At 75.2% G+C, this 25,908-nt stretch carries 24 protein-coding genes; 14 read left to right on the top strand and 10 right to left on the bottom strand.

Annotated features, from left to right (window positions below; translation table 11 throughout):
- Positions 1-2 precede the first annotated feature (2 nt).
- The 4 genes from J4E96_RS10935 to J4E96_RS10950 all read right to left on the bottom strand — a co-directional run bounded on the left by J4E96_RS10935 (position 3) and on the right by J4E96_RS10950 (position 4,103).
- The gene (locus tag J4E96_RS10935) at positions 3-413 is read right to left on the bottom strand and encodes a universal stress protein (protein ID WP_227422140.1); all 411 of its coding nucleotides are present in this window, start codon (positions 411-413) and stop codon (positions 3-5) included.
- Positions 410-1,933 (bottom strand): APC family permease, encoded by a 1,524-nt coding sequence (locus J4E96_RS10940; protein ID WP_227422141.1) that lies wholly within the window; start codon positions 1,931-1,933, stop codon positions 410-412. Before J4E96_RS10940 ends, J4E96_RS10935 begins: the two co-directional genes overlap by 4 nt.
- A 132-nt stretch (positions 1,934-2,065) precedes the next feature.
- Positions 2,066-3,439, bottom strand: coding sequence for a sensor histidine kinase (locus J4E96_RS10945; protein WP_227422142.1), 1,374 nt, complete (start codon positions 3,437-3,439; stop codon positions 2,066-2,068).
- 10 nt (positions 3,440-3,449) lie between these two features.
- On the bottom strand, positions 3,450-4,103 hold the full coding sequence (locus J4E96_RS10950; protein WP_227422143.1) for a response regulator transcription factor: 654 nt from the start codon (positions 4,101-4,103) through the stop codon (positions 3,450-3,452).
- A gap of 94 nt (positions 4,104-4,197) precedes the next feature.
- Here J4E96_RS10950 and J4E96_RS10955 point away from each other — a divergent pair, with 94 nt between their 5' ends.
- The 8 genes from J4E96_RS10955 to J4E96_RS10990 all read left to right on the top strand — a co-directional run bounded on the left by J4E96_RS10955 (position 4,198) and on the right by J4E96_RS10990 (position 14,019).
- Positions 4,198-5,484, top strand: a complete 1,287-nt coding sequence (locus tag J4E96_RS10955; RefSeq protein WP_227422144.1) for a LolA family protein — start codon at positions 4,198-4,200, stop codon at positions 5,482-5,484.
- Between the two features lie 89 nt (positions 5,485-5,573).
- Positions 5,574-6,515 carry an ABC transporter ATP-binding protein gene (locus J4E96_RS10960; RefSeq protein ID WP_227425735.1) on the top strand — a complete coding sequence of 314 codons (942 nt, stop codon included), beginning with the start codon at positions 5,574-5,576 and terminating at the stop codon, positions 6,513-6,515.
- Positions 6,502-7,395 (top strand): ABC transporter permease, encoded by an 894-nt coding sequence (locus J4E96_RS10965; RefSeq protein WP_227422145.1) that lies wholly within the window; start codon positions 6,502-6,504, stop codon positions 7,393-7,395. Before J4E96_RS10960 ends, J4E96_RS10965 begins: the two co-directional genes overlap by 14 nt.
- A gap of 95 nt (positions 7,396-7,490) precedes the next feature.
- The gene (locus J4E96_RS10970; RefSeq protein ID WP_227422146.1) at positions 7,491-8,750 is read left to right on the top strand and encodes a sensor histidine kinase; all 1,260 of its coding nucleotides are present in this window, start codon (positions 7,491-7,493) and stop codon (positions 8,748-8,750) included.
- Positions 8,731-9,486 (top strand): response regulator, encoded by a 756-nt coding sequence (locus tag J4E96_RS10975; protein WP_227422147.1) that lies wholly within the window; start codon positions 8,731-8,733, stop codon positions 9,484-9,486. The genes J4E96_RS10970 and J4E96_RS10975 overlap by 20 nt, the downstream gene beginning before the upstream one ends.
- A 149-nt stretch (positions 9,487-9,635) precedes the next feature.
- Entirely contained in the window at positions 9,636-10,445 is an 810-nt protein-coding gene (locus J4E96_RS10980) for an ABC transporter ATP-binding protein (protein ID WP_406619756.1), read from the top strand.
- Positions 10,445-13,063, top strand: a complete 2,619-nt coding sequence (locus J4E96_RS10985; protein ID WP_227422148.1) for an ABC transporter permease — start codon at positions 10,445-10,447, stop codon at positions 13,061-13,063. Before J4E96_RS10980 ends, J4E96_RS10985 begins: the two co-directional genes overlap by 1 nt.
- 173 nt (positions 13,064-13,236) lie before the next feature.
- The gene (locus tag J4E96_RS10990; RefSeq protein WP_227422149.1) at positions 13,237-14,019 is read left to right on the top strand and encodes a GAF and ANTAR domain-containing protein; all 783 of its coding nucleotides are present in this window, start codon (positions 13,237-13,239) and stop codon (positions 14,017-14,019) included.
- Positions 14,020-14,040: 21 nt separating this feature from the next.
- Here the strand turns inward: J4E96_RS10990 and J4E96_RS10995 are convergent, their stop codons facing one another.
- The gene (locus J4E96_RS10995) at positions 14,041-15,984 is read right to left on the bottom strand and encodes a penicillin-binding transpeptidase domain-containing protein (protein WP_227422150.1); all 1,944 of its coding nucleotides are present in this window, start codon (positions 15,982-15,984) and stop codon (positions 14,041-14,043) included.
- A 42-nt stretch (positions 15,985-16,026) separates the two neighbouring features.
- On the bottom strand, positions 16,027-17,631 hold the full coding sequence (locus tag J4E96_RS11000) for a peptide chain release factor 3 (RefSeq protein WP_227422151.1): 1,605 nt from the start codon (positions 17,629-17,631) through the stop codon (positions 16,027-16,029).
- A gap of 145 nt (positions 17,632-17,776) precedes the next feature.
- On the opposite strand from J4E96_RS11000, the gene J4E96_RS11005 reads away from it, so the two are divergent.
- Positions 17,777-18,631, top strand: coding sequence for an aldo/keto reductase (locus J4E96_RS11005; RefSeq protein WP_227422152.1), 855 nt, complete (start codon positions 17,777-17,779; stop codon positions 18,629-18,631).
- Between the two features lie 21 nt (positions 18,632-18,652).
- Positions 18,653-18,952: an acylphosphatase gene (locus tag J4E96_RS11010; RefSeq protein WP_227422153.1), complete on the top strand. Its 300-nt coding sequence runs from the start codon at positions 18,653-18,655 to the stop codon at positions 18,950-18,952.
- Here the strand turns inward: J4E96_RS11010 and J4E96_RS11015 are convergent.
- Together J4E96_RS11015 and J4E96_RS11020 are read right to left on the bottom strand one after the other, a co-directional pair.
- The gene (locus J4E96_RS11015; protein WP_227422154.1) at positions 18,941-20,527 is read right to left on the bottom strand and encodes a xylulokinase; all 1,587 of its coding nucleotides are present in this window, start codon (positions 20,525-20,527) and stop codon (positions 18,941-18,943) included. The two genes, J4E96_RS11010 and J4E96_RS11015, sit on opposite strands and share 12 nt — an antisense overlap.
- Entirely contained in the window at positions 20,524-21,621 is a 1,098-nt protein-coding gene (locus tag J4E96_RS11020) for a zinc-dependent alcohol dehydrogenase (RefSeq protein WP_227422155.1), read from the bottom strand. The genes J4E96_RS11015 and J4E96_RS11020 overlap by 4 nt, the downstream gene beginning before the upstream one ends.
- Here J4E96_RS11020 and J4E96_RS11025 point away from each other — a divergent pair.
- Complete coding sequence (locus tag J4E96_RS11025; RefSeq protein WP_227422156.1) at positions 21,620-22,291, top strand: nucleoside/nucleotide kinase family protein; 672 nt, start codon at positions 21,620-21,622, stop codon at positions 22,289-22,291. The genes J4E96_RS11020 and J4E96_RS11025 overlap by 2 nt on opposite strands.
- 46 nt (positions 22,292-22,337) lie before the next feature.
- On the opposite strand, the gene J4E96_RS11030 is transcribed toward J4E96_RS11025, so the two are convergent.
- The gene (locus J4E96_RS11030; protein WP_227422157.1) at positions 22,338-23,333 is read right to left on the bottom strand and encodes an NAD-dependent epimerase/dehydratase family protein; all 996 of its coding nucleotides are present in this window, start codon (positions 23,331-23,333) and stop codon (positions 22,338-22,340) included.
- 118 nt (positions 23,334-23,451) lie between these two features.
- Between J4E96_RS11030 and J4E96_RS11035 the strand changes: the two genes are divergently transcribed.
- A complete protein-coding gene (locus J4E96_RS11035; RefSeq protein ID WP_227422158.1) occupies positions 23,452-23,670 on the top strand; it encodes a hypothetical protein in 219 nt (72 codons plus the stop codon).
- A gap of 5 nt (positions 23,671-23,675) precedes the next feature.
- On the opposite strand, the gene J4E96_RS11040 is transcribed toward J4E96_RS11035, so the two are convergent.
- Positions 23,676-24,341, bottom strand: a complete 666-nt coding sequence (locus J4E96_RS11040) for a LiaF transmembrane domain-containing protein (RefSeq protein ID WP_227422159.1) — start codon at positions 24,339-24,341, stop codon at positions 23,676-23,678.
- Between the two features lie 66 nt (positions 24,342-24,407).
- Between J4E96_RS11040 and J4E96_RS11045 the strand changes: the two genes are divergently transcribed.
- A complete protein-coding gene (locus tag J4E96_RS11045) occupies positions 24,408-25,430 on the top strand; it encodes an aldo/keto reductase (RefSeq protein ID WP_227422160.1) in 1,023 nt (340 codons plus the stop codon).
- A gap of 14 nt (positions 25,431-25,444) precedes the next feature.
- Positions 25,445-25,873 carry a TraR/DksA family transcriptional regulator gene (locus J4E96_RS11050; protein WP_227422161.1) on the top strand — a complete coding sequence of 143 codons (429 nt, stop codon included), beginning with the start codon at positions 25,445-25,447 and terminating at the stop codon, positions 25,871-25,873.
- Positions 25,874-25,908 lie beyond the last annotated feature (35 nt).

Below are 25,908 nucleotides of genomic sequence, written 5' to 3' on the forward strand. Positions count from 1 at the left end.
CGTCACGCCTTGACGACGAGAACCGGCCGGGACGACTGGTTGAGCACCTTGTAGGTCGTGGACCCCAGGATGACCCCCCGCAGCGGGCTCTCGCCGTACGAGCCGACCACAATCATGCGCGCGTCGCGCCGGTCCGCGACGTCGAGCAGCGCCTCGGCCGGCTTCGCGGGCACGATCTCGACCTCAGCGGCGACGCCGGCCGCCTTCGCCCGCTCGAGCGCGTGCGCCGTCGCGGCGCGCCCCAGCTCCTCCAGGGCGGCGCGGTGGGCCGCGTACTCCTCCCCGAGGCCGCCCGGGGGTGCCGCGCCGTAGACGAGCACGAGGGTCTCGTCGAAGCGGGCGGCGAGCTCGAGCGCGGTATCGAGCGCGAGCGCCGCGCCGGGCGACTCGTCGTATCCGAGCACGAACGTCATGTCGTCCTCCCGACAGTTCCCCGCACGAGGTCGGGGTCCGGCACCCCGGCCTTCTCCTGCCAGAAGGCCGTGTCCCGCCGACGCCAGAACGCCATCAGCACGAACCCGGTGGCCAGCACGCCGACGCCGATCACCAGCGGCGGCCCGACGCCGAGCCAGGCCTGGCCCGTGTAGGAGTTTGCGGGGTCGGACATGTCGACGACCGACTCGACCAGCAGCCACGCCAGCAGCAGCGCGCCGAGCACCGGGCCGAGGCCGATGAGCAGGAAGTTGCGTGCGCTGTCGAGCAGGTGCCGGCGGTAGTAGATCGCGCACGCGATCCCGGTCAGCGCGTAGTAGAAGGAGATCAGCAGCGAGAGCGCCGTGAGCGAGTCGAACAGCGCATTCTCGCTGGTCAGCGAGAGGACCAGGTACCAGGCGATCGCGATGCCCGCGACCCACCAGGTGGACACGTCGGGCGTGCGGTAGCGCGGGTGCACGTGGGCGAACCGGGCCGGGATGGCCTGCCGCCGGGCCATCGACAGCGCCGTCCGGGAGGCGGGGATGATCGTGGTCTGGGTCGACGCGATGGCCGACGTCGTCACGGCGAGCAGCACGACCCAGTCCCAGCCGCCGAGGATGTCGGTCGCGAGGAGCCCGAAGATGAACTCCTCCTCCGCGGCGTTCTCGGTGAGGAAGTCGGTCCCGACGCCGGCGACGAGCGCGAACGCGACCCCGAGGTAGGTCGCGAGCAGGATCACGGTCGAGAAGATCCCCGCCCGGCCGGGCGCGCTCGCCGGGTCCTCGGTCTCCTCCGAGAGGTTGACCGCGGACTCCCAGCCCCAGTAGGCGAAGACGCCGAGCAGCAGGCCGCCGGTCAGCGCCGCACCACCCGCGCCGAACGGGTTGAACCAGGACAGAGACGGACTCGGCGCGCCGGCCGCTGCGTCGCCTTGGAGCACCTGGACGAGCGCGACGAACGCGAACACCAGCAGCGAGACCACCTGCGCCAGGATGAGCGAGTTCTGGAACCGGGCCGACAGCTCGGTCCCGAGCACGCACAGCCAGGTCATCAGCACGATCAGCAGGACGGCTCCGACGGTCACGACGAGCTTCGACTCGGCCAGGTCGTCCAGCCCGAGGGTCAGCAGTCCGAACCGGACGCCGACCTCCGCGAGCGAGCCGATCACGAGCACGCCCGTCATCGTGATCGCCCAGCCGCCGATCCACCCGAAGCCCGGGCCCATCGCGCGGGTGACCCACGAGAACGTCGTCCCGCAGTCCTGGTCAACCTTGTTCAGGTAGTAGAAGGCCGACGCGATCAGCAGCATCGGCACGAAGGAGGCGAGCAGGACGCCCGGGGCATGGACGCCGACGAGCGCCACGATCGGCCCGAGGACGGCCGCGAGCGAGTACGCCGGGGACGTCGCGGCGAGCCCGATCACGAGGGCGTCCACGAAGCCGATCGCTCCGGGCTTGAGCGTGGCAGTCTCGCCACCGCCGCGAGCTGGGGCCCCCGCGGTCGCGTCGGCGGTGTCCATGGCAAGGCCCCCCACTGTGGCAGCGGCGACTCGGTCGGGATCACCTTCCTCCCTGAGCGGTCGCCCGGCAAGCGCAAAACGCCACGAAAGTGGACACCCATCCCCCGACGCACGCGTGGGCCCTGCGGCGCGTCAGTCGACCGGCAGCCGGAGGGTCGCGCGCAGGCCGCCGAGCTCCGACGCCGCGAGCAGCACGTCGCCGTCGTGCTCGCGCGCGATCTCGCGGGCGATCGCCAGGCCGAGCCCGGTGCCGCCGGCCTCCCGCTCGCGCGCGTCCTCGAGGCGGACGAACCGTTCGAACACGCGCTCGCGGTCGGCGTCCGCCACGCCGGGGCCGTCGTCCTCGACCGTGACCGTCCCGGGGGCGACCGTGACGCGGACCCGCCCGGCGGCGTGCCGGACGGCGTTGTCGAGCAGGTTCCGCACGACCCGGCCGATCGCGGCCTCGTCGCCGAACGCGCCGCCGTCGCCGCCGCGCTCGACCTGCACGTCGGCCCGCGCCGAGGCCTGCTGCGCGACGTCGACGGCGGCCCGCACCAGCGGCGCGAGGTCGACGGCGGTGCGCACCACGGGCGTCGAGCCCACCCGCGCGAGCACGAGCAGGTCGTCGACGAGCCCCTGCATGCGCAGCACCTCGTCCTCGAGGTCGCGCGCGAGCTCGGCCGGCCGGTACGCGTCCGGGTGCGCCTGCGCGACCTCGATGCTCGCGCGCAGGGCAGCGAGCGGCGAGCGCAGCTCGTGTGCCGCGTCGGCGACGAACGCCCGCTGCCGCGCCGCGCCCACCTCGAGCCGGTCGAGCATCTCGTTCAGCGTGCGCGCGAGCGCCCCGACCTCGTCCCGCGCCGGCGGCACGGGCAGCGACCCCGGTCCGCCGGCGCGGGCGACCTGGGCGGCCGCCCGGCGCAGCTGCTCGACCGGGTCGAGTGCGCGGCCGAGCACGACCCAGATCGCGACCGCGAGCCCCGCCGTCAGGATCGGGACCACCGCGCCGAGCGAGATGGCGAGCGCGCGCAGCAGCCCCTGCACCTGCCCGAGCGGCACGCTCGCGACGACCGTCACGGGGGCGCCGTCGTGCGTCGTCGCGAGGACCGCGACGCGCGCGGACGGGTCGTACGCGCTGGCCCGCGTCGTGCGCACCAGCGGCTCGCCGCCCGCCTCCCGGCGCAGCGCGGCCACCTCGGGCGCGGGCAGCACGGGCAGCGTTCGGCTGGCCGTGGTCGACGACGCGACGACGAGCCCGTCCCCGTCCAGCAGCTGGACGATCTCGCCCGGCTCGGCGACGGGCAGCGTCACGGGCACGCGATCGTCGGCCACGAGCCCTGCGACCGTCGCCACCCGCTCGCGCAGGCCGTCGTCGAGCGCCGCGAGCCGGCTGCGCGAGAGCACGGCCGTCAGCGCGATCGCGCCGACGGCGAGCGCGACGCACAGCAGGCCCGCGGTGAGCACCGTCAGCCGCAGCCGCAGCGACCAGCCCGGCAGCCAGCGCCGCGGCCCCTTCGCGCTCACCTCACCGCGCTCACCCCGCCGCGCGGTAGCCCGCGCCGCGGATCGTGGCCACGGCGCCGTGGCCGAGCTTGCGGCGCAGGTAGCCGACGTACACCTCGACGACGTTGACGTCCTCGCCCGCGCCGTCCCACACGTGGTCGCGCAGCTCCACCTTGCCCACGACCCGGTCGGCGTGCCGCATCAGGTACTCGAGCAGCGCGAGCTCGCGCGCCGTGAGCTCGACCGGGGCGCCCGCCCGGGTCACCGAGCGCGCCGCCGGGTCGAGCACGAGCGAGCCGACCGCGAGGACGGCCGGGCGCGCCTGCGCGGGCCGCCGCACGAGCGCGCGCAGCCGGGCGACGAGCACGACGAACGAGAAGGGCTTGGTCAGGTAGTCGTCGGCGCCGACGTCGAGCCCGTCGGCGACGTCGTGCTCGCCATCCTTGGCGCTCAGCAGCAGCACCGGCGTCCAGACGTCGAGGGCGCGCAGGGCCGTCACGACGTCGTACCCGTTGCGGCGAGGGAGCATCACGTCGAGGACGATCGCGTCGTAGTCGGTGTCGGTCGCGAGCTCGAGGCCACGCTCGCCGTCGTACGCGACGTCGACGGCGAAGCCCTCCGCCGTCAGGCCGCGCGCCAGCGCGCGCACGAGGGTGCGCTCGTCGTCGACCACCAGGATCCGCATACGCGCAGCATGGCACCCGGTCCGCGCGCACGGGCACCGCCGCGCGCCCCCGGCTCTCAGCGTGCTCACAGCACCGGTGGCGCACAGTGGGCGCATGAGCTCCCAGACCCCGTCGCCCTCCCCCGCCGCCGCGCCGGCCGTGCCCTCGACCCGCCGACGCCGTTCCCCGCGCGCGGCGTGGGCCGTCCCGGGGGTCGTCGGAGTCGCCGTCGCCGCGGCGTTCGTCGCGCCGCCGCTGTTCGCCTCCGCCGACGGCGCCGACCTCCCCGAGCGCACGGCGCAGCAGATCGTGGCCGCCGTCGCCGCCGCCGAGCCCACGCCGCTGTCCGGGACCGTCGTCTACACCGCCCGGCTGGGCCTGCCCGAGCTGCCGATCACCGAGATGACCGGCGCCGACCCGCTCGCCCTGCTCGGCGGCAGCTCGACGCTGCGCGTGTGGACGGACGGCACCGACCGGTCGCGCGTGTCGCTGCTCGGCCCGACGTCCGAGTACTCGGCGGTGCAGGACGGCACGCAGGCGTGGACGTATTCGAGCGCGAAGGACGAGGTCGTGCACTACGCCCTCAGCGCCGCCGACGAGGCCCGCGTCGGGTCGCTCGCCGCCGACGCGCAGGCGGGCACGCTGCCCGGCCACCCGGGCGACCTGCCGACGCCGGACGAGGCCGCCCAGACGGTGCTCGAGCGCGCCGGGGAGTTCTCTACGGTCACCGTGGGCGCGCCGACGACGGTCGCCGGCCGCGGCGCCTACCAGCTGATCGTCACGCCCGACTCCAGCGCGACGCTCGTCGGCCGCGTCGTGATCGCGGTCGACGCCGCGACGTCGGCCCCGCTGCGCGTGCAGGTCTGGAGCTCCGCGGACGCGTCCGCGCCCGCGCTCGAGATCGGCTTCACCGACGTCTCGTTCGCGACGCCGGACGACGCCGTGCTGGCGTTCTCGGCCCCCGCGGGTGCGAGCGTCAAGGACGTCGTCGTCCCGCTCCCCGCCGACGGCGAGCTCGCACTGACCGACGGCGCCGGACCGGAGGAGCTGCCCGAAGGCGTCTCGGTCACCGGCACCGGCTGGGAGAGCGTGACCGAGTGGTCGGGCCTCGACGTCGCCGGGCTGATCGCGGGCGATCCCGCGGCGGCGGCGACCGTCCCCGGCGCCGAGCGCATCATCGGCTCCGACAGCGCCCAGGGCCTGATCGGGGAGTTCATGCCGAGCGACGACGCCGGCGCGGCCGGGATGAGCCTCGACACGAGCGCCCTGTACGACCAGCTCACGACCGCGGTGCCCGAGGGACGGCTGCTCAGCTCGACGCTGCTCAGCATCCTGATCACCGACGACGGGCGCGTGCTCGTCGGGGCGGTGCCCGCCGAGACGCTGCGCGCGCTCGCGTGACGCGCTCGGCGGTCGAGGCCGCGGTGACTGAGCTCGTCGGGCCGGCCGGCACGACCGGCGCGCCCGGCCCCGCCGGCGAGCCGGCAGCCGTGACCGCGCTGGCGGTGCGCACCGAGGGGCTGACCAAGCAGTTCCGGTCGGGGCAACGGGCCGTCGACGGGATCGACCTGAGCGTGCCGCGCGGCGCCGTCTACGGTTTCCTCGGCCCGAACGGCTCCGGCAAGACGACGACGATCCGCATGCTCCTCGGCCTGGTGCGCCCGACCAGCGGGCGGGCGTGGCTGCTCGGCGAGCCGATGCCCGACGCCGCGGGCGCCGTGCTGGGCCGCGTCGGCGCGCTCGTGGAGGGGCCGGCCTTCCACCCGTACCTGAGCGCGCGCGCGAACCTCGCGCGGCTCGACGCGAGCGACGCCACGGCGGACCCGCGCACGGCGCGCCGGCGCAGCGACGCCGCGCTCGAGCGCGTCGGGCTCACGGCCGCGGCGACGAAGGCCTACCGCCAGTACTCGCTCGGGATGAAGCAGCGCCTGGGGCTCGCCGCGGCGCTGTTGCGCCCGCGCGAGCTGCTCGTCCTCGACGAACCGACGAACGGGCTCGACCCGCAGGGCACCCGGGAGGTCCGCCTCCTGATCCGCGAGCTCGCCGACGCCGGGACGACCGTGCTCGTCTCCTCGCACCTGCTCACCGAGATCGACCAGGTCTGCACCCACCTGGGGATCATGGGGCGGGGCCGGCTGCTCGCGCAGGGCGAGCGCGCCACGCTCATCGATCGGGGCGCGGCGCGCGTGCTCGTCACGACCGCGGCCGGGCAGGTCGCCGCCGCGCGCGGCGTGCTCGCCGGGCTCGGCCTGGACCCGGTCACGGCGGACGGCCCCACGCTCGGCGCGCCGCTCGGCGGGCTCGCGCCCGAGCGGGTCGCGGCCGCGCTGGTGCACGCCGGCCTCGACCTCGTCGGGCTCGAGGTCCGGCGGCCAAGCCTCGAGGAGCTCTTCGTCGAGCTCACCGGGGAGGGCTTCGATGTCGCCCGCTGACACCGCCTCGGTCGTCTCCCGGCCCGCGGCCGCGCCGCCCCCCGCGCCGGCGACCAGCCGCGGCGCCTGGGGCCGGCTCGTGCGCAGCGAGCTGCGCCTCGTCTTCGGCCGCCGCCGCAACATCGCCCTGCTCTGCGGTCTGGCCACCGTTCCGCTGCTGCTCGGCGTCGTGCTCTTCGTGACCCAGGACTCCGCGCTGTCGGGGCAGGGCCCCGGGTTCGTCAGCCGGGTGACCGGCAACGGCCTCTTCCTCGTGGTCGCCGCGCTGTTCATGTGCCTGCCCTTCCTGCTGCCGCTGACGATCGGCATCGCCTCCGGAGAGGCGATCGCGGGCGAGGCCGCGGCGGGCACGCTGCGCTACCTCCTGACGGTGCCCGTCTCCCGCACGCGCCTGCTCGGGGTCAAGGCGCTGGCCACCATGGCCTTCGTCGCGGCGGCCGTGCTCGCGATCGCGGGCGTCGCCCTCGTGACCGGCGCGGCCCTGTTCGGGCTGACGGACGTCACGCTGCTGTCGGGGTCGACCGTGCCGCTCGCGGACGGCATGCTCCGGGTCGCGGGCGTCGCGGGCTACGTCGCGCTGTCACTGACGGGGCTCGTCGCGGTCGGGCTGTTCTTCTCGACCCTGACCGAGGTCCCGGTCGGGGCGATGGCGGCGACCGTGATCCTCGCGATCGTGTCCGCCGTGCTCGACACCCTCCCCCAGCTGGCCGCCATCCACGGCGGGCTGCTCACCCACCACTGGCTCGACTTCGCGGAGTTCCTGCGGGTCGAGATCGGCTGGGGCGTGCTCGGGCAGGGCCTGGCCGTGCAGGCCGCGTGGGTCGCGATCTTCGGAGCCCTCGCGTGGAGCCGGTTCACGACGGCCGACGTCTCCTCCTGACGAGCCGCGCTGGTCCCCTGGCCTGACCCCCGCGCGCGCCGGGCTCCGCCCAGGGGCCGACGCGAGCGGGGTTCCGCAGTGCCTAGGCTGGTGCCATGGGCTGGTGGGATCGGACGAACCGCTGGCTCGTGGCACGCGCGTTCGCGTTCGACCTCGTCGGGACCGCCTTCCTGCTGCTCGTCAGCGTCCCGACCGCCGTCTCGTTCACGGGCGCGTCGCTGGGCCGGCAGTCGATCTGGTCCGTGGTGCTCATCACGCCCCTCGCGTGGCGGCGCACCCGCCCGGTCGCGTCCGTCGTCGCGGTCTACACCGCCGGCCTGCTGCACGTGCTCGCAGGGGACCCGCTGATCTTCCCGGCCGACATCGCGGTGCTCATCGCGCTCTACTCCGCGGCGGTGCACGCGCCGCGGTGGGCGCTGCGCGCCGCGATCGCCGGCGCGCTCGCCGGGTCCGTCCTGCTCGGCATCTCCCTCGGCACCCAGCACGGCATGGACGCGCTGAGCGCCGTCGCCTTCTGGCTGTTCGCCTCCATCACCGCGCTCGCGGTGTGGGCCTTCGGCCTCGTCCGGCGGTCGCGGCGCGAGACCCTCGGCGCGCTGCGCGACCGGGCCGAGCGGCTCGAGGTCGAGCGCGACCAGCAGACCCAGCTCGCGACGTCGGCCGAGCGGGCGCGGATCGCCCGGGAGATGCACGACATCGTCGCGCACTCGCTGTCGGTGATCATCGCCCAGGCCGACGGCGGCCGGTACGCCGCCGAGGTCGACCCCGCCGCCGCGGCGCGCGCGCTCGGCACCATCGCCGAGACGGGCCGCACCGCGCTCGCCGACATGCGCCGCCTGCTCGGGGTCCTGCGGGTCGACGCCGACGGCGCGGGCACCGCGGGCCTCCTCCCCCAGCCCGAGGCCCAGGACCTCGAGCAGCTCATCGAGCAGGTGCGCACGAGCGGCCTGCGGGTGTCCTTCGTGCGCATGGGCGCCGCCCGGCCGCTGCCGCCCGGCGCCGGCCTCGTCGCGTACCGCATCTGCCAGGAGTCGCTCACGAACGTGCTCAAGCACGCGGGGCCTGACCCGGCCGTGACCGTCGTGCTGCGCTGGCTCCCGGCGGCGCTCGTCCTCGAGGTCTCCGACGACGGCCGCGGCGCCGCCTCGCTCGTCGTGTCGGACGGCCGCGGGCAGGGCCTGACTGGCATGCACGAGCGCGCGGCGATGTTCGGCGGCACCGTCGCGGCCGGACCCCGCCCCGGCGGCGGCTACCGCGTCCGCGCCGAGCTGCCGATCCCCGCCGTCGCCCAACCTGTGCCGAACCCGCACCCGAACCCGAACCCCGAGGACCACCGTGACGCACCCGCCCGCTGACGAGCCGACGACCCGCACCGCTGGGGCGGCCCCGATCCGGGTCGCGCTCGTCGACGACCAACAGCTCGTGCGTGCCGGGTTCCGGATGGTCATCGACTCCCAGCCGGACCTGCGCGTCGTGGCCGAGGCGGGCGACGGCGAGGAGGCCGTCCGGCTGCTCACGCGCGGCGCGGCGTCGGGCGAGGCCGTCGACGTCGTCCTCATGGACGTGCGGATGCCGCGCCTCGACGGCCTCGCGGCCACCGCGCGCCTCACCGAGGCCGCCGCGAGCGGCCTGAGCGTGCCGCGCATCATCGTGCTGACGACCTTCGACCTCGACGAGTACGTGCTCGCCGCGATCCGGGCGGGCGCGAGCGGCTTCCTGCTCAAGGACGCGCTGCCCGAGGAGATGCTCGCGGCGATCCGGACCGTGCACGCGGGCGACGCGGTCATCGCGCCGTCGAGCACCCGCCGCCTGCTCGAGCACCTCGTCACGGCGCTGCCGCCCGCCGCTCCCGCCGGCGGCGGGCCGAGCCCCGCCCAGCGCGCGCTCGACCAACTCACCGACCGCGAACGGGAGGTGCTCGTGCTGATGGCCCACGGGCGCTCGAACACCGAGATCGGCCACGACCTGTTCGTCGCAGAGGCGACCGTGAAGACGCACGTCGGCCGCGTCCTGGCCAAGCTCGCCGTCCGGGACCGGGTCCAGGCCGTCGTGCTGGCCTACGAGACGGGACTCGTCCGCCCGGGCAGCTGACCGGGTCGCCCAGCAACCACTGGGTCGAGGGCGAGCGGGCGCGGGTCCGACCGTGGGGGGACCCGCGGGGGGCCCTGCGGGCGATGCGGCACCCCCGGCCCGGTCCCTAGCGTCGAGAGCGTTCCCCTCGTCGAGCTCAGGAGTGTGTCGTGGACACCACCGTCTTCCAACCCGCCGGTTCGCTCAGCCGCGGCGCTGGCCCTCGCCCGCCGGCGGCGGTCGCCGCGCGCGCCCGCGGCCTGGCCAAGGTCTACGGCACCGGCGCGGCGGCCGTGACGGCGCTCGACGCCGTCGACGTCGACTTCGCGGCCGGCGCGTTCACCGCGATCATGGGCCCCTCGGGCTCCGGCAAGTCCACGCTGATGCACCTGCTCGCGGGGCTCGACAGCGCGTCGTCCGGGCAGGCCTTCCTGGGCGCGACCGAGATCACGGGGCTCGACGACGGCGACCTCACCCGGCTGCGGCGTGACCGCGTCGGCTTCGTCTTCCAGTCGTTCAACCTGTTGCCGATGTTCACCGCGACCCAGAACATCACCCTGCCGCTCGAGCTCGCGGGCGCCCCGCTCGACCGCGCGTGGTTCGACACCCTCGTCACCACGCTCGGCCTCACCGAGCGCCTCACGCACCGCCCGGCCGAGCTCTCGGGCGGGCAGCAGCAGCGGGTCGCGATCGCGCGCGCGCTCATCGCGAAGCCGGACGTCGTGTTCGCGGACGAGCCCACGGGCAACCTCGACTCGCGCTCGGGCGCCGAGGTGCTGAGCTTCCTGCGCCGCTCGGTGCGCGAGCTCGGCCGCACCGTCATCATGGTCACCCACGACCCGACCGCGGCCGCGTACGCCGACCGCGTCGTCCTCCTCGCCGACGGCCGCGTCGCGGGCGAGATCGCCGACCCCACTCCCGAGTCCGTGCTCGCTGGCCTCGACGCGCTGCGCACCCTCGACGGGCCGGTGGCCTCCTGATGCTGCGCCTCACGCTCGCCCAGATGCGCCGCAGCCTGCCCCGCCTGGCGGCCGCCGCGCTGGCCATCGTCCTGGGCACCGCGTTCGTGGCGGCGACCCTCATCGCGAGCTCGGTCATCGCGCGCACGAGCTACGACGCCGTCTCCGCGTCGTACGCGGACGCCGACCTCGTCGTCATCGCCCCGGCGGCGATGTCCGGGACGGACGGGGCGGCGGGGGCCGCCGATGGGTGGCTGAGCCAGGCCGACCTCGCGGCAGTGCGCGCCACGCCCGGCGTCGCCGCGGCCGACGGGTACAGCCCGGTCTGGATCGAGCTCGTCGCCGGCACCCAGCGCGCCCAGACCCAGGTCTCCGCCGTCGCGTCCGACGCTCGCCTCGAGGCGCAGACCGTCGTCGCAGGAGAGCTGCCCGCCGCAGCCGGCGAGGTCGCCCTGCCCGGCGCGATGGCCGAGCGCCTCGGGGTCGGGGTCGGCGACACGCTGACCGTCGATCGGGGGCCGAGCGAGGACCTGACCGTCGTCGGGCTGCTCGACGACCCCTCGGGTGCGTTCGCCACGAGCGGCGGCGCCGCGATCGCCTCGACCGCCGACGCCGAACGCTGGGCCGCGCAGGACGCCGGCGACGCGCCCGTCACCTACGCACGCGCCGTCGTCGCCGTCGCCGCGGGCACGGACGTGCCAGCCGTGCAGGCGTCCCTCGCGGCCGAGGCGCCCCCGGGCTCGGCCGTCCGCACGAAGGACGAGCAGGCCAAGGTCATCACGACCGAGCTCACCAACGGGTCCGACGTCTTCACCGCGATCGTGCTCGGCTTCGCGGCCATCGCGATGCTCGTCGCCGCGCTGGTCATCGCCAACACGTTCCAGGTGCTGATCGCGCAGCGCACGCGGACCCTCGCGCTGCTGCGCTGCGTGGGCGCCGACAAGCGCCAGCTGCGCCGGTCGGTGCTCATCGAGGCGGGCCTGCTCGGCGGCGCGTCCTCCGCGCTCGGCCTCGCGCTCGGGGTCGGGCTCGCGCAGCTCGCGCTGACCATCCTCGGCAACGCGAACCTCGACGTGCCGCTCCCGAGCACGATCTCGATCACCCCGGCGGTCGTCCTCGCGCCGCTCGTCATCGGCACCCTCGTGACGGTGCTGGCCTCCCTCGCACCGGCGCGCGCCGCGACCCAGGTCGCGCCGTTGGCGGCGCTCCGTCCCGCCGAGGCCCCGGTGCTGACCGAGCGGCACAGTCGCCCGCGCCTCGTGGCGGCGGCGCTCCTGACGGTCGCGGGCACGATCGCCCTCGTCGCAGCGGTGGCCCTCGGGACGCGCATCGACGTGCTTCTCGCCCTCGCGCTGGGGATCGTGGGTGGCGCGCTCTCGTTCACCGGCGTCCTGATCGGCTCGGTGTTCTGGGTCCCGACGGTCGTGGGGGCCGCGGGTCACCTGCTCGCTCCCACCGGCACCGCAGCGAGGCTCGCCGCCGCCAACACCGTCCGCAACCCGCGCCGCACGGCGGCGACCAGCACCGCGCTGCTGATCGGGGTGACGCTCGTGACGATGATGAGCACCGGCGCGGCGAGCGCGCGGTCGACGATGAACGGCGCGCTCGACGACCAGTACCCGGTCGACGTGATCGTCAGCAGCGAGAACGCCGCCGGCCCGATCGCGCGAGCCGTCGGAGCCGTCCCGGGCATCGCCGACACGGTCACCGTGCCGACCCTCACGGTGACGGTGAGCACGCCCGCGGGCGACGATTTCGCGGGCGGCGATCCGGGCGGCTACGCGATCGCACGGGTCATCGCACCGACCGCAGCGTCGACCGTGATCCGGGCCACCTCGATGCTCGCCGGCCTGACCTCCTCGAGCGTGAGCATCTCCGCACAGACGGCCGCGAGCCTCGGCATCACCGACGGCGACGTCGTCACGATGACCGCGATCGCTCTGGCCGACGACGGGGCCGACGCGCCCCTGCCGGGCGCCGTCCCGCTCGAGGTCACCGCCGTCGTCACGGACCTGCCCGAGGGGCTGCTCATGACGCCCGAGGTCGCGGCGCGGCTGACGACCGCGGCCGCCGGCGCGACCCGAGCCGACGCCGCGGGGGCCGAGGTGTGGGCGCGCCTGTCCGACGTGGACGACGCAAGCACCGTCGTACCCGCGATCGAGGACTCCCTCAGCGAGACGTCGGTCTACGTCAGCGGCGCCGTGGTCGAGCGCGCGCTGTTCCAGCGGATCATCGACACGCTGCTCGCGGTCGTCGTCGGGCTGCTCGCGGTCGCGGTCGTGATCGCGCTCATCGGGGTCGCCAACACGCTGTCCCTGTCGGTGCTCGAGCGCCGCCGGGAGTCGGCGACGCTGCGGGCCCTCGGGCTGACCCGCCGCCAGCTCCGGCTGACGCTCGCGATCGAGGGCATGCTCATCGCGGGGGTCGGCGCGGTGCTCGGGGCCGTGCTCGGCACGCTGTACGGCTGGGCCGGGGCGGGCGCGACGCTCGCCCCGATCGGCACCGTCAAGCTCGAGGTTCCGTGGCGCGACCTCGCGCTGGTCGTGCTCGTCTCGCTCGCGGCCGGCCTGCTCGCGTCGATCCTGCCCGGACGGGCCGCGGCGCGCACCTCCCCCGTCGCCGCCCTGGCGGTCGAGTGATTGGTGGTCGAGTGAGGGCGGTCGGGTGCGGGCGGCCTAGTGAGCGCACGCGCGGGCATTGACCGCGCGTGCGACACTGAAGAAGTCGGGGAACATTCGAGCGCGTCAGGCAGTGGCGTGCCGTCTCCGATGCTCGCTGAACGCGGGTTCGAGCCCTCGGATCAACGGTTGCCATGCCCGCGTACCGCCAGGCCCCTGACTCCAGCACGACCGCCGTCGGCGACGGCCAGTCCAACGGCCACCCCCACGACGCTGCGCGCGAGCTGCAGGACCTGCTGCTGTCGACCGAGGGCGTCGAGCAGTTCCTCGGCCAACTCATCGAGCTCGCGGTCGCCTCGATCGGCGGCGGCATTTCGGCCGGCGTCACGGTCGCCCGGGACGGGCACCCCGCCACGGTCGCGAGCAGCGACGAGCGCGCGGCGCAGTACGACGAGATCCAGTACGGGTACGACGACGGGCCCTGCCTCACCGCGATGCGCGCGCGCAAGCTGGTGCTCATCGAGGATATGGAGCACGAGGAACGGTTCAACGGGTACCGCGAGCACGCCCTCGCCCTCGGCGTGCGCTCGTCGTTGTCGCTGCCGCTGGACGGCGGAACCCGGTGCTACGGCGCGCTGAACCTCTACTCGCGGAGCGCCCAAGCGTTCGGCCCACGCGCCCAGGCCGAGGCGCAACGCTTCACCGACGAGGCGTCGCGGGCCCTGAACCTCGCCGCGCGGATCGCGCATCACGCGGAGATCTCCGACCAGCTGCGCACGGCGTTGACCTCGCGCACCGTCATCGACCAGGCGATCGGGATCATCATGGCGCAGAACCGGAGCGACGCCGACGTCGCGTTCGCCATCCTGCGCACCGCGTCGCAGAACCGGAACGTCAAGCTCAGGATCGTCGCCGCCGAGATCATCACGGCGGTCAGCAACAAGGCTCCGGTCCCGCACCGCCCGTTCGGGGAGTGAACCGCCCCGGCTGGGCGCGCGTCAGCCGTTCACGAGCGTGAGGAACTGCGCGAGCAGCGGGCCCGCGGTCGTGGAGCCGTACTCGCCGACCTCGACGTAGACCGCGACGGCGAGGTCGCCCTGGATCGCGATCATCCACGCGTGGTTGCGCAGCTCGTCGTCCGCACCGAACTGCGCGGTGCCGGTCTTGGCGAGGACCTCCGCACCGGGCACGTCGAGCAACAGCCCGGCCCCGCCCTCGGTCACGACGGCGCGCATCATTGTGCGCAGGGCGGTCGCCTCGTCGGCGCCCAGCGCGGTGGCGGGCGCCGTCCCGGCGGGCGCCTCCGTGCCCACGAGCCACGGCACGACGGTCGCGCCGCTCGCGATCGACGCCGCGACGGTCGCCATCGCCAGCGGCGAGACCTGGATCGTCGCCTGGCCGATCATCGACGCGGCGTGCTCCGTGCCGGTCGCCTCGGCGGGCACGGTGCCGAGGAACGCCGGGTAGCCGAGGTCGGCGTCCTGGCCGAGGCCGAGCGAGCCCGCCGCCACCGCGAGGTCGCCCTGCGCGACCAGGTCGCGCGCGCCGACGAACGCGGTGTTGCACGAGTTCGCGACCGCCGTCTGCAGCGTGATCTCGCCGTTCGCCGCCGCCGGGTAGCCCGGGAAGTTCTCGAACGTCCGGCCGTCGGCGTCGACGCTCGTCGGGCAGCTGACCGCCGACTCGGGCGTCAGGCCGGTGCGCAGCAGCGCGAGCGAGCTCACGACCTTGAACACCGAACCCGGCGCCGCCGTCGCGAGGGTCGCGGTGGAGTACCCCGCGCTGCCGGGTCCGCTCGCCGCCGCGAGCACCTCGCCCGTCGAGGGGCGGATCGCGACGATCGCGCTCGCCGGGACGACCGGGTCGAGCACGTCCTCGGCGGCCTCCTGCACGCCCGGGTCGAGGGTCGTCTGCAGGGGCTGGCCCGGCGACGCGGGCGTCGCGAACACGTCCCGCTGCGTCACCCCGTCCGCGGCGGTCGCGACCACCGTGAGCGCCGGGAGCCCGCGCAGCTGCTCGTCGTACTGCCGCTGCAGCCCGGACAGGCCGGTGAGGTCGCCCGCGACGACGTCGCCGGCGGACGCGTCGACGATCTCAGCGGTCGCGGGGCCGGCCGCGCCGAGGACGGGGCGCGCGAAGCGCCGGCTCGGGGCGAGCGGCAGCGTGTCGGGCACCTGGATCGCGCCCGGGACGGCGGCGGCGGCCGCGAGATCCACGCCCGGTTCCTCCGTCCGCACGACCAGCGCCTCGACGAAGGCCTTCTCCCCCGCGGCCGCGACACGGGCGGCGTAGGCCTCGGGGTCCAGGGCGAGCACCGCGGCCAGGGCGCGGGCGCCAGCGCCCTGGCCCGCGGCGTCGACCCGGGTCTTGTCGATCCCGAGCCGAAGGACGGGGCGAGGCTCGACGAGCACGGCCCCGCCGGCCCCGAGCACGTTCCCCCGCGCGGCGCTGGTGCGGCGCAGGCTCAGGGTCTCGCCGGCGAGCAGGTCGGGCGCGAGCAGGAACGGCGTCCACCGGACCTGCCAGGCGTCGTCCACGAGCTCGAGCGCCGCCGTCGTCGTGTAGGTCCAGTCCACGTCCGACGCATCGAGGTCCCAGGTGTAGGCGAGGGGGACCGTGGCGGTCGTGGCCGGGTCGCCCTCGACGACGGTCGGCTCGCCGACGACGATCGCCGGCGCGAGCGGCGCGAGGCCGGCGAACGCCGCGGTCAGCTGGACGGTCGCGTCCGCGACCGACGCCCCGCCAAGGGCGACGTCCCCGAGGTCCTGGGTCGTGATCCCCGCCGCCAGGGCGCGCGCCGCGCCCGTCGGGCTCGGCGTGTCGGGCGTGCACGCGCCGACCCCCGCGAGCACCATCGCCCCGACCGAGACCGCGGCGGCGGCCCGAAGCCCCCGTGCCGTGTACCGCGATGACGCCGTCCGACCCTGTGCAGCTGTGCGCATGTCTGTCGTACCCCCTGGCGTCGATCTTGCCAGATCCGCAGGTCAGGCAGCGACAGGCGGCTCGAGCACGACGGTCGGGTGGTTGCGCCGGGAGGACGCCACGCGCCACCGGTCGGCGAACAGGGCGAGCAGCTCGCCGTCGCCGCGCAGCAGCACCTCGACGCCGCGCTCGGCGTTCAGCGCGGCGGTCCACTCGCGCGTCGTCTTCATCGCCAGCGTGTAGCTGAGCCGCTCGAGGCTCACAGGCGAGTTGAACTCCGTGGCCATCCGGTGCTCGGCGACCTCGAACTGCATCGGACCCACCGCGGCGAGCACGGGTGCCTGGTCGCCCCGCAGGTCCGAGCGGAGCACCTGCACGACGCCCTCGGCCTCGAGCTGGGCGATGCCCTTGCGGAACTGCTTGTACTTGCCCGCGTCCTTGGCGCGCACGACCGCGAAGTGCTCGGGCGCGAACGTCGGCAGCGGCGGGTACTCGACCGGCTTGTCGAGGAACAGCGTGTCCCCGACCCGCAGGTCCGAGCCGTTGACCAGCCCGACGACGTCGCCCGGGTACGCCGAGTCGATCACCGTGCGCTCGCGCCCGAAGGCCTGCTGGGCGTACTTCGTCGCGAACGGGCGGCCCGTGCGCGCGAGCGTCGCGACCATGCCGCGCTCGAACAGCCCCGAGCAGACCCGGATGAACGCGAGCCGGTCCCGGTGGGAGGTGTCCATGCCCGCCTGCATCTTGAACACGAACGCGCTGAACGGGTCGTCGATCGCCCGCAGCGTGCCGTCGACCGCGGCCCGCGGGCTCGGTGACGGCGCGAGGTCGACGAGCACGTCGAGCAGCGCGTGCACCCCGAAGTTGCGGACCGCCGACGCGAACAGCACCGGCGTCGAGACGCCCGCGAGGAACGACTCGAGGTCGTGGTCGGCGCCCGAGGCGCCGAGCAGGTCGCTCTCCTCGACGGCAGTGGTCCACACATCGCCCTCGAGCGCGGCGGCGGCGTCGGCGTCGAGCGTCTCCTGGGGGGCGATGTGCGCGCCGCCGGCCGACGGGGTGAACCGCACGTACTCCCCCGTCGCCCGGTCGACGACGCCGCGGAAGTCGCCCGCGACCCCCACGGGCCACGTGAGCGGGGTGGGGGTGAGCCCCGTGCGCTCGGAGATCTCGTCCATGAGCGCCAGCGCGTCCAGGCCCGGGCGGTCCCACTTGTTGACCACCGTGATGAGCGGGATGCCGCGGTGCTTGCAGACCGCGAACAGCTTCATGGTCTGCGCCTCGAGGCCCTTGGCGGCATCGACGAGCATGACCGCGGCGTCGACGGCCGACAGCACCCTGTAGGTGTCCTCGGAGAAGTCTGCGTGCCCGGGGGTGTCGAGCAGGTTGATGACCGTGTCGCGGTAGGAGAACTGCAGCGAGGCCGAGGTGATCGAGATCCCGCGGGCCTGCTCCATCTCCATCCAGTCCGAGACGGTGTGCCGGCGGCCGGACTTGCCGTTGATGTGGCCGGCCTCGGTGATCGCGTGGGCGTGCAGCGCGAGCGCCTCGGTGAGCGTCGACTTCCCAGCGTCGGGGTGGCTGATCACCGCGAACGAGCGCCGCCGCGCGGCCTGGGCCAGCACGCCGTCGTCGTGGATCGCACTGCTCGTGGCGCCGTGCTGCACCAGCACTCCTCGTGAGTCGGGTCGGTCACTCGGGATGCCGGTCAACCGACCCCCACTTTACCCGCGACTTCCCGGCCGGCGCCCTGCCCCGGCGCGGGCGGGCACGTCGACGTGCGGATCGGGCGCAGGCGGGCAGGATGGAGCGATGCAGACACGACGAATTGGAACGCAGCAGGTCAGCGCCATCGGGCTCGGCGGGATGCCCATGTCCATCGAGGGCCGGCCCGACGAGGCCCGCTCGATCGCCACCGTCCACGCCGCGCTCGACGCTGGCGTGACGCTCATCGACACCGCGGACGCGTACCACCTGCACGCGGGCGAGGTCGGCCACAACGAGACGCTCATCGCGACGGCGCTCGCCACGTGGGGCGGCGACGCCTCGAGCGTCCTCGTCTCGACCAAGGGCGGCCACCTGCGCCCCGGCGACGGCACCTGGACGGTCGACGGCCGGCCGGAGCACCTGCGGGCCGCGGCCCAGGCCTCGCTCAAGCGCCTCGGCGGCGACGCAATCGGCCTGTACCACTTCCACCGGCCCGACCCCGCCGTGCCGTACGCCGACTCCGTGGGGGTGCTCGCCGAGCTGCTCGACGAGGGCACGATCCGGTTCGCGGGCATCTCCAACGCGACCCCGGAGCAGATCCGGATCGCCCAGGAGGTGCTCGGCGGCCGCCTCGCGAGCGTGCAGAACCAGTTCTCGCCCGCGTTCGGCTCCAGCCGCCCGGAGCTCGACCTGTGCGACGAGCTCGACATCGCGTTCCTGCCGTGGAGCCCGCTGGGCGGCATCTCGTCGGCCGCCGACCTGGGCGCGCGCTTCGCCCCGTTCGGCCAGGTCGCGCGCGAGCGCGGCGTCAGCCCGCAGGTCGTGTGCCTGGCCTGGCACCTGGCGACGTCGCCCCGCGTGATCCCGATCCCGGGCGCCTCGCGGCCCGAGAGCATCCGCGACTCGGCCACCGCGGCCGACCTCACGCTCACGGCCGACGAGCTCGCCTCGCTGGGCTGAGCGGCACCCGGGCGGCACGCGATGGGGCGGGGTGCGACCCAGGGGCCGGGACAGGGCGATCGCCCGGGCCCGCGCACCTCGGCGGCCGCGCGGGTCCGGGGCCGGGTGCAGGGCGTCGGTTTCCGTTGGTGGTTTCGGTCGGAGCTCGAGCGCCGGGGCCTGACCGGCACCGCGACCAACCTGGCCGACGGCAGCGTCGAGGTGACGCTCGCCGGCGCGGCGGACGCGGTCGCGGACCTGCTCGCGGCCCTGCACGGGCCCGACGCCCCGGGGCGGGTCGACGCCGTCGACCCGCTCCCCCCGCCGCCGTCAGAGCGCTGACGGCCCCGGGGCCGAGGCAGGGCTCGCCGTGGCGGCGAGGGCGTGGAAGATCGGGCGCAGCGCCGGGTACAGCGTCCGGTACACCGCGTACAGCGCGTCGTACTCCGCCGCGACCGCCGGGTTCGGGGCCACGTCGCGCCCGCTCGGCAGCGCGGCGACCGGCGGCGCTGCGTCGGCCAGCGCTGCGTCGCCCAGCGCACCGTCGCCCAGTGCTGCGTCGGCCCGCACGAAGTCCCAGGCGAGGATCGCCGCGCCCGCGGCGCTCACCTCCGGCGCGGCGCACACGCGAACGGGTCGCTGCGTGATGTCGGTGAGGATCTGGATCCACAGCGCGCTGCGCGCGCCCCCGCCGACGGCGCGGATCGACGTGATCGGCGTCCCCGTGACCTCCTCGAGCCGCTCGAGGTGCAGCCGCAGCTCGAAGCCCACGCCCTCGAGGATCGAGCGGTACAGGTGCGCGGGCGTGTGCCGCCCGTGCCAGCCGACCGTCGCGCCGCGCGCGAGCGGGTCCCAGTACGGGGTCTGCGCCGCGTTCCAGTACGGCAGCGTCACCAGCCCCTCGGCCCCGATGGGCACCCGGCTCGCACCGAGCTCGAGCTCTCGCCCGGGCTGGCCGTCGCTGCCGGCCGCCCCGAACTGCTCGCGGCACCACGACGCGAGGTAGGCCGCGGCGTTGAGGATGGTCTCGAGCGTGAACTCCCCCGGGCGCAGCCCGGCGAGGGTCCGGAACGCCGGGTCCCAGCGGTAGCCGCGCGACTGCACGCCGAGCACCATCGACGTGCCGAGGTTGAGGTAGGCGATCCCGGGCTCGGTCGCGCCGAGCCCGAGTCCGGCCGCCTGGCCGTCGCCGATGCCCGCGACGAGCGGGACGGGGCTTGGCAGGCCGAGCGAGCGCGCGACGTCCGGCGTGAGCGGCGCGATCTGCTCGCCGGCCGCGACCAGGTCGGGAAGCTGGTCCCGCCGCAGGCCGGCGAGCTCGACGAGCTCGTCCGACCAGTCGAGCCGGCGCAGGTCGAACAGCCCCAGGGTGTCGGCGGAGGCGTGGCTCGTCGCCCAGCGGCCGGTGAGCCGCGCGGCCAGGTACGCCTGCACGTCGCCGACTCGCGCCGCGGCGCGCAGCACCTCGGGCTCGTGCGACGCCAGCCAGGCGAGCTTGTAGATCGCGGGCGTCGTGTCCGGCGGCTTGCCGGACAGCTCGTGCACGCGCGCCGAGCCGAGCGCCGCGATCTCGGCGTGCGCGCGCCCGTCGAGCCAGAGGATCGCGGGTCGCAGCGGCCGCCCCTCGCCGTCCAGGCAGACGAACGTCTCCCGCTGGTGGGTCAGGCACACGGCCCGGACGCGACCCGGGTCATCGAGCTGGGCGACCGTCGCCGCGATCGCGGCCTGCGTCGCGGCCCACCACTGCTCGGCGTCCTGCTCGTGCTGGGACGGCGCGGGCTGGGCGGTGCGCAGCGGCCGGGAGGCCTGCGCCACGACGACGCCGTCGGTCGTCGACGCGATGGCCTTCGCGGCGGTGGTCGACAGGTCGACCGCGAGGACGAGCCCGCCGCCGTCGACCGTCGGCTGACCGCTCACGAGGTGGGCGCCACGATGACCTTCAGCCCGACCCGGTCGCTCGCGACGGCGAAGGCCTCGCCGGCCCGATCGAGGCCGAACGTGTGGGAGACGACCGACGCGACGTCGACCCGGCCGGCGGCGGCGAGCGCGATCGAGCGCCGGTAGACCTCCTTCATCCGCCGGGAGAGCTTGATCGTCAGGCCCTTGCGGCGCGCGACCGAGGCAGGGAACGACGTGTCGTCGCGGTCGGGAATGCCCGCGAGGATGACGCGGCCACCGGGCCGCGCCGCCCCGACCGCGAGACCCACCGCCGCGTCATTACCGGCGGCCTCGAACGCGACGTCGACGCCGCGGCCGCCGGTCGCGGCGAGGATCTGGGCCTCGATGTCGGGGGCGTCGGCGTCGAGGACGACGTCGGCGCCCATCGCCGCGGCAGCGGCGCGCCGGTGGGCGAGCGGCTCGACCGCGACGACGGTGATCGCGCCGCCGGCCCGCGCGAGCTGCACGAGGCACAGCCCGATCGGCCCGCAGCCGATCACGGCGACGGCCGCGCCGATGCGGGGCTTGCCGAGGTCGTGGGCGTGCACGGCGACCCCGAGCGGCTCGAGCATCGCGGCGTCGGCGTCGCTGAGGCTCGTGGGAACGGCGTGCAGCAGCTCGGTGGGCCAGGCGACGTACTCGCGCAGGCCGCCGTCGTTGGCGCCGTGGCCCGCGAACCCGACCGTCGGGCAGAGGTTCCGGTTGCCCTCGAGGCACTGCTCGCACGCGCCGCACGGGCGGGCGGGGTCGACAGCGACCCGCTGCCCGTCCAGCGGGCCGCCCTCGACGACCCCCGCGAACTCGTGCCCGAGCACGAGCGGGCGCGTGAGCTGGGCGTCCCCGATGCCACCCTGCGCGAACCAGTGCAGGTCCGAGCCGCACAGCCCGATCGCCGTGACCCGCACGAGGCTCTCGCCGGGGCCGGTGACGGGGCGGGGCTCCTGTGCCACCCGCACGTCGCCGATCGCGTGCAGCCGCGCGACGCGCATCGTCGCGGCCGGGGCCGGGCCCGAAAGGCCCGCTCGGTGCGACTGCGCGGCCGGGGCCGCCTGCTCAAAGGGTGTGTCTGACATGGCTTCGACCCTAGACGCTGCGATCGGCGACACTGTCCCGGTGGTCGTGCAGCCGGTGACTCCCGAGGCGCTCGTCGGCCGACTTGTCGGGTTCGTGACCGCGCTCGATGCGGGTCGGCGCTGGCGGATCGCGATCGACGGCGCGCCCGCTACCGCGCCCGGCGACCTCGCCGACGCGCTCGTCGGGCCGCTGCGGGCCGCGGGCCGGCCGGTCGTGCGCGCCAGCGCGAGCGACTTCCTGCGCCGCGCATCGCTGCGCTGGGAGCGCGGCCGCGAGGACGCGGACGCGCTCTTCGAGGACTGGCTGGACGCGGGCGCGCTGACGCGCGAGGTGCTCGTCCCGTTCGGGCCGGCGGGCACCGGCCGCTACCTGCCGTCGCTGCGCGATCCCGTCCGGGACCGGTCCACCCGAGCCGGGACGCTCCAGGCCCCGGCAGGCGCGGTCCTGGTGCTCGACGGCACCCTGCTCCTCGGCCGGGTCACCGCGCTCGACCTGTCGGTGCACCTCGCGCTCCGGCCCGAGACCCTCGCGCGGCGGACGCCAACGGCCGACCGCTGGTCGCTGCCCGCCTTCGCCCGCTACGCGGCCGAGGTCGACCCCGAGCGCGCCGCCGACGTCGTCGTGCGGGTCGACGATCCGCGGCACCCCGCGCTCGTGCTCCCGGTATGAGGGACGCCGTCGGCCGTCCCGGTGGCCTGCCGCGACGGCCCCTGCGTCAGCGGGCGGCCGGGCGGTACGCCGAGATCAGCCCGTCGAAGAGCTCGTTCAGCCGGCCGTCGACGACCCGCCGGGCCGGGTCGGCGTCGTGCCACGCGACGATCTCGCGCGCGCCCTGACGGAACGGGACCGCCGGGGCGAACTGCGGCACGAGCGACCGGATCTTGGTCGTGTCGAAGATCATCGCGTGCGCCTTGTCGCCGAGCAGACCCGCGCCGATCTCGGGATCGGCCGCCGCGATCGCGTCCGAGGGCACGTGGACCAGGCGCGCCTCGACGCCGGCTGCGGCCGCGAGGTCGCCGTAGATCGTGTTCCAGGTCGGCGCCTCGTGCGACGTGATGTGGAACGCCTCGCCGATCGCCGTCGCCGCGCCGAGCAGCCCGACGAAGCCGACCGCGAAGTCGGTGGTGTGCGTGAGCGTCCACGGCGTGGTGCCGTCTCCGTGCACCACGACCTCGAGGCCCCGCCGCATCCGGTCCACGACGGTCCAGCCGCCGTCGCACGGGACCGTCGTGCGGTCGTAGGTGTGCGAGGGCCGCACGATCGTGATGGGCGTCCCGCGGTCACGGTAGGCGCGCACGAGCAGGTCCTCGCAGGCGATCTTCTGCCGCGAGTACTCCCAGAACGGGTTGCGCAGCGGCGTCGACTCCACGATCGGCAGGTGCGTCGGCGGCGTCTGGTAGGCCGACGCCGAGCTGATGAACACGTACTGACCCGTGCGCCCGGCGAACAGGTCGAGGTCCTGCTGGACGTGCTCCGGCGTGAACGCGACGAAGTCCGCGACCACGTCGAACGACTCGTCCCCCAGCGCCGCCCGGACGGCCGCGGCGTCCCGGACGTCGGCGTGCAGGACGCGCACCCCCGCGGGCACGGGACGGGCCGACGACGCACCGCGGGTCAGGAGGGTCAGCTCGATCCCCACGGCCCTGGCGCGGGCCGCGCACGCCGCGCTGATGACCCCGGTACCGCCGATGAACAAGACTGTGAGCGCCACGGGTGACCTTCTCCTCGAACCTGCCGGTAGGGCGGGACCGCGCCCGACCGGGCCGCGCCGCCGCCCTCACGGTAGCCGTGCCATGTACAGACCGCCGCCGCGGGTGCATCGTGGAGTGATGGGAGAGGTCGTCGCACTGCCGCTGCGGCGGGCGAGCGTGCTGCCCGACGTCCGGGGAGACCGGCGCGCGCTCCAGGTCACGTGGCACGCGCAGGACGACGTGTTCGTCATCAGCCTCTGGCGGGCCGGGGAGTGCACCGGGAGCGTGCGCCTCGCCGCGGCAGACGCCGCGATCCTGGTCGGGGCGCTCGCCGACGGGCTCGCCGAGCGGGGCTGACCGGCTCAGTTCTTGATCTCGGCGCCGCCCATGATCGACGTGACGTGCACGTTCAGCTCGGGTGCGTGCGGGTCGACGGGCGCGATGGTCTTGTCGTCCCAGCCGCCGAGCACGGGCAGCCCGCTCACCCGGACGCGCCACGTCGGGGGCACCTTGATCTCGACGCCGCCCCACAGCACGAAGACGGCGATGTCGGCGCGGTCGGCGAGCCCGGCCTGGCGCAGGTCCACGGCGATGCCGCCCATGATCGCGCTGAGGCTGCCGCCGCGGAAGGCCTGCGACCGCGTCCGGCGCTCGGAGCCCCACCAGATCACTGCGGAGTTGATCACGTCGTCGTCGTCGCCGCGGGAGCCCAGCCGGGTGAGCAGCGTCAGGCCGACCAAGATGATCCCGATCGGCCAGAGCAGGTTCCACACGTTGACGTCGATCAGGTCGAGCCGATCGAGCTGGAAGAACGCGCCGACAGCGATCACGAAGACCGGCCCGATCCAGGCGCGCGGCACCGCGAACAGCGCCACGAGGCCGATCGCGACGATCACGAGCGGCCAGTAGGTCGAGAACAGCTCGCCGAGGCTCACCTCGACCACGCCGAGCTGGCCGAGCAGCGCCGCGACACCGACGGCGACGACGAACGCGCCGAGCAGGGCCTGCGACAGGGGGCGACGATTCATGCGGCCACGGTAGCGGCGCCGGCGCCCCCCAGATGCCAGATCGGCTCCGGTCAGTAGGGTTGCAGCATGCGCTACCGCACACTCGGGAACAGCGGGGCAGTCGTCTCCACCTACGCCCTCGGCACGATGACGTTCGGCGCCGAGGCCGACGAGCTGACGTCGCACGCCATCCTCGATGCGTTCGTGGGGGCCGGCGGGACGCTGGTCGACACGGCCGACGTCTACAGCGCGGGCACCTCGGAGCAGATCATCGGCACCTGGCTGGCCGCCCACCCCGCCGAGCGCGAGCAGCTCGTGCTCGCGACGAAGGCGCGGTTCGCTATGGGCGCGGGGGGCAACGACCTCGGCACGTCGCGCCGGCACCTGGCGCGGGCGCTCGACGCGTCGCTCACCCGGCTCGGCGTCGAGCAGATCGACCTGTACCAGCTGCACGCGTGGGACGCGGTGACGCCGCTCGCCGAGACGCTCCGGTTCCTCGACGACGCGGTCCGCGGCGGCAAGATCGCCTACTACGGCTTCTCGAACTTTCTCGGCTGGCAGCTCACGAAGGCCGTGCACCTCGCCCGCGCGCTCGGATTCACGCCGCCAGTCACCCTGCAGCCGCAGTACAGCCTGCTCGTGCGGGAGATCGAGTCGGAGATCGTGCCCGCCGCCCTCGACGCGCAGGTCGGGCTGCTGCCGTGGTCCCCGCTCGCGGGCGGCTGGCTGACCGGCAAGTACCGGCGCGACACCGATCCGACCGGCGCGACCCGCCTCGGCGAGGACCCCGAGCGGGGCATGGAGGCCTGGGGGCCGCGCAATGCGCAGGAGCGCACCTGGCGCATCATCGACGCGGTCGTCGACGTCGCCGGCGCGCACGGCGTCAGCCCCGCCCAGGTGGCGCTGTCCTGGCTCGAGGCGCAGCCTGCGGTCACCGCCGTCATCCTGGGCGCGCGCACGGTCGAACAGCTCACCGACAACCTCGGCGCGGTCGCCGTCGAGCTCGCGCCCGCCGAGCTGGACCGGCTCACCGAGGTCAGCGCGCCCGTCGTCGGCGACTACCCGTACGGCCCGGCCGGAGCCGACCAGCGCCACCGCGCCGTCGGCTGATCGCGACCCCGCCGATGGCCGCGCCGCCGCCGGGTGCCGGGCCGGGCATCGAGCCGGGCGTCGGACCGCCGCTGGAATCTGAGGTGCCGCTGGGGGCCGAGCTGGCCGCCCGCCGTGACGACGCCGTGGCCGCGGTCGACGCCGGCGAACGCGACTTCGGCCGCCTCGTCGAGGCGGCCAGGTCGGTGTCCACCGACGACGAGCACGATCCCGAGGGCGTCGGCCTCGCGGTCGAGCGGGCGCTCGTCGTCGCCGCGCTCGAGCGCGCACGCGAGCGGGTCGCCCGGCTCGACGACGCGCTGGCCCGTCTCGCCGACGGCACGTACGGCCGGTGCGACACCTGCGGCGGCCAGATCGGCGCCGACCGGCTACGCGCCCTGCCGGCGACGACCACCTGCATCGGTTGCGCGAGCGCGATGGGCCGGCGGTCCCTCGGCGGCTGAGCGCTCGCAAAATGCCCGCTGTGTCCCTTGCGTTC

The organism is Pengzhenrongella sicca (assembly GCF_017569225.1).
GTDB lineage: Bacteria > Actinomycetota > Actinomycetes > Actinomycetales > Cellulomonadaceae > Pengzhenrongella > Pengzhenrongella sicca.

What these genes read in the sequence shown, in the direction of transcription:
- J4E96_RS10950 (WP_227422143.1), bottom strand. Translation starts at nt 4,103, where the DNA reads ATGCGGATCCTGGTGGTCGACGACGAGCGCACCCTCGTGCGCGCGCTG.
- J4E96_RS11020 (WP_227422155.1), bottom strand. Translation starts at nt 21,621, where the DNA reads ATGTCAGACACACCCTTTGAGCAGGCGGCCCCGGCCGCGCAGTCGCAC.
- J4E96_RS11005 (WP_227422152.1), top strand. Translation starts at nt 17,777, where the DNA reads ATGCAGACACGACGAATTGGAACGCAGCAGGTCAGCGCCATCGGGCTC.
- J4E96_RS11025 (WP_227422156.1), top strand. Translation starts at nt 21,620, where the DNA reads ATGGCTTCGACCCTAGACGCTGCGATCGGCGACACTGTCCCGGTGGTC.
- J4E96_RS10990 (WP_227422149.1), top strand. Translation starts at nt 13,237, where the DNA reads ATGCCCGCGTACCGCCAGGCCCCTGACTCCAGCACGACCGCCGTCGGC.
- J4E96_RS10985 (WP_227422148.1), top strand. Translation starts at nt 10,445, where the DNA reads ATGCTGCGCCTCACGCTCGCCCAGATGCGCCGCAGCCTGCCCCGCCTG.
- J4E96_RS11010 (WP_227422153.1), top strand. Translation starts at nt 18,653, where the DNA reads ATGGGGCGGGGTGCGACCCAGGGGCCGGGACAGGGCGATCGCCCGGGC.
- J4E96_RS10935 (WP_227422140.1), bottom strand. Translation starts at nt 413, where the DNA reads ATGACGTTCGTGCTCGGATACGACGAGTCGCCCGGCGCGGCGCTCGCG.
- J4E96_RS11045 (WP_227422160.1), top strand. Translation starts at nt 24,408, where the DNA reads ATGCGCTACCGCACACTCGGGAACAGCGGGGCAGTCGTCTCCACCTAC.
- J4E96_RS10955 (WP_227422144.1), top strand. Translation starts at nt 4,198, where the DNA reads ATGAGCTCCCAGACCCCGTCGCCCTCCCCCGCCGCCGCGCCGGCCGTG.
- J4E96_RS10965 (WP_227422145.1), top strand. Translation starts at nt 6,502, where the DNA reads ATGTCGCCCGCTGACACCGCCTCGGTCGTCTCCCGGCCCGCGGCCGCG.
- J4E96_RS11050 (WP_227422161.1), top strand. Translation starts at nt 25,445, where the DNA reads ATGGCCGCGCCGCCGCCGGGTGCCGGGCCGGGCATCGAGCCGGGCGTC.
- J4E96_RS11035 (WP_227422158.1), top strand. Translation starts at nt 23,452, where the DNA reads ATGGGAGAGGTCGTCGCACTGCCGCTGCGGCGGGCGAGCGTGCTGCCC.
- J4E96_RS11040 (WP_227422159.1), bottom strand. Translation starts at nt 24,341, where the DNA reads ATGAATCGTCGCCCCCTGTCGCAGGCCCTGCTCGGCGCGTTCGTCGTC.
- J4E96_RS10940 (WP_227422141.1), bottom strand. Translation starts at nt 1,933, where the DNA reads ATGGACACCGCCGACGCGACCGCGGGGGCCCCAGCTCGCGGCGGTGGC.
- J4E96_RS10970 (WP_227422146.1), top strand. Translation starts at nt 7,491, where the DNA reads ATGGGCTGGTGGGATCGGACGAACCGCTGGCTCGTGGCACGCGCGTTC.
- J4E96_RS10995 (WP_227422150.1), bottom strand. Translation starts at nt 15,984, where the DNA reads ATGCGCACAGCTGCACAGGGTCGGACGGCGTCATCGCGGTACACGGCA.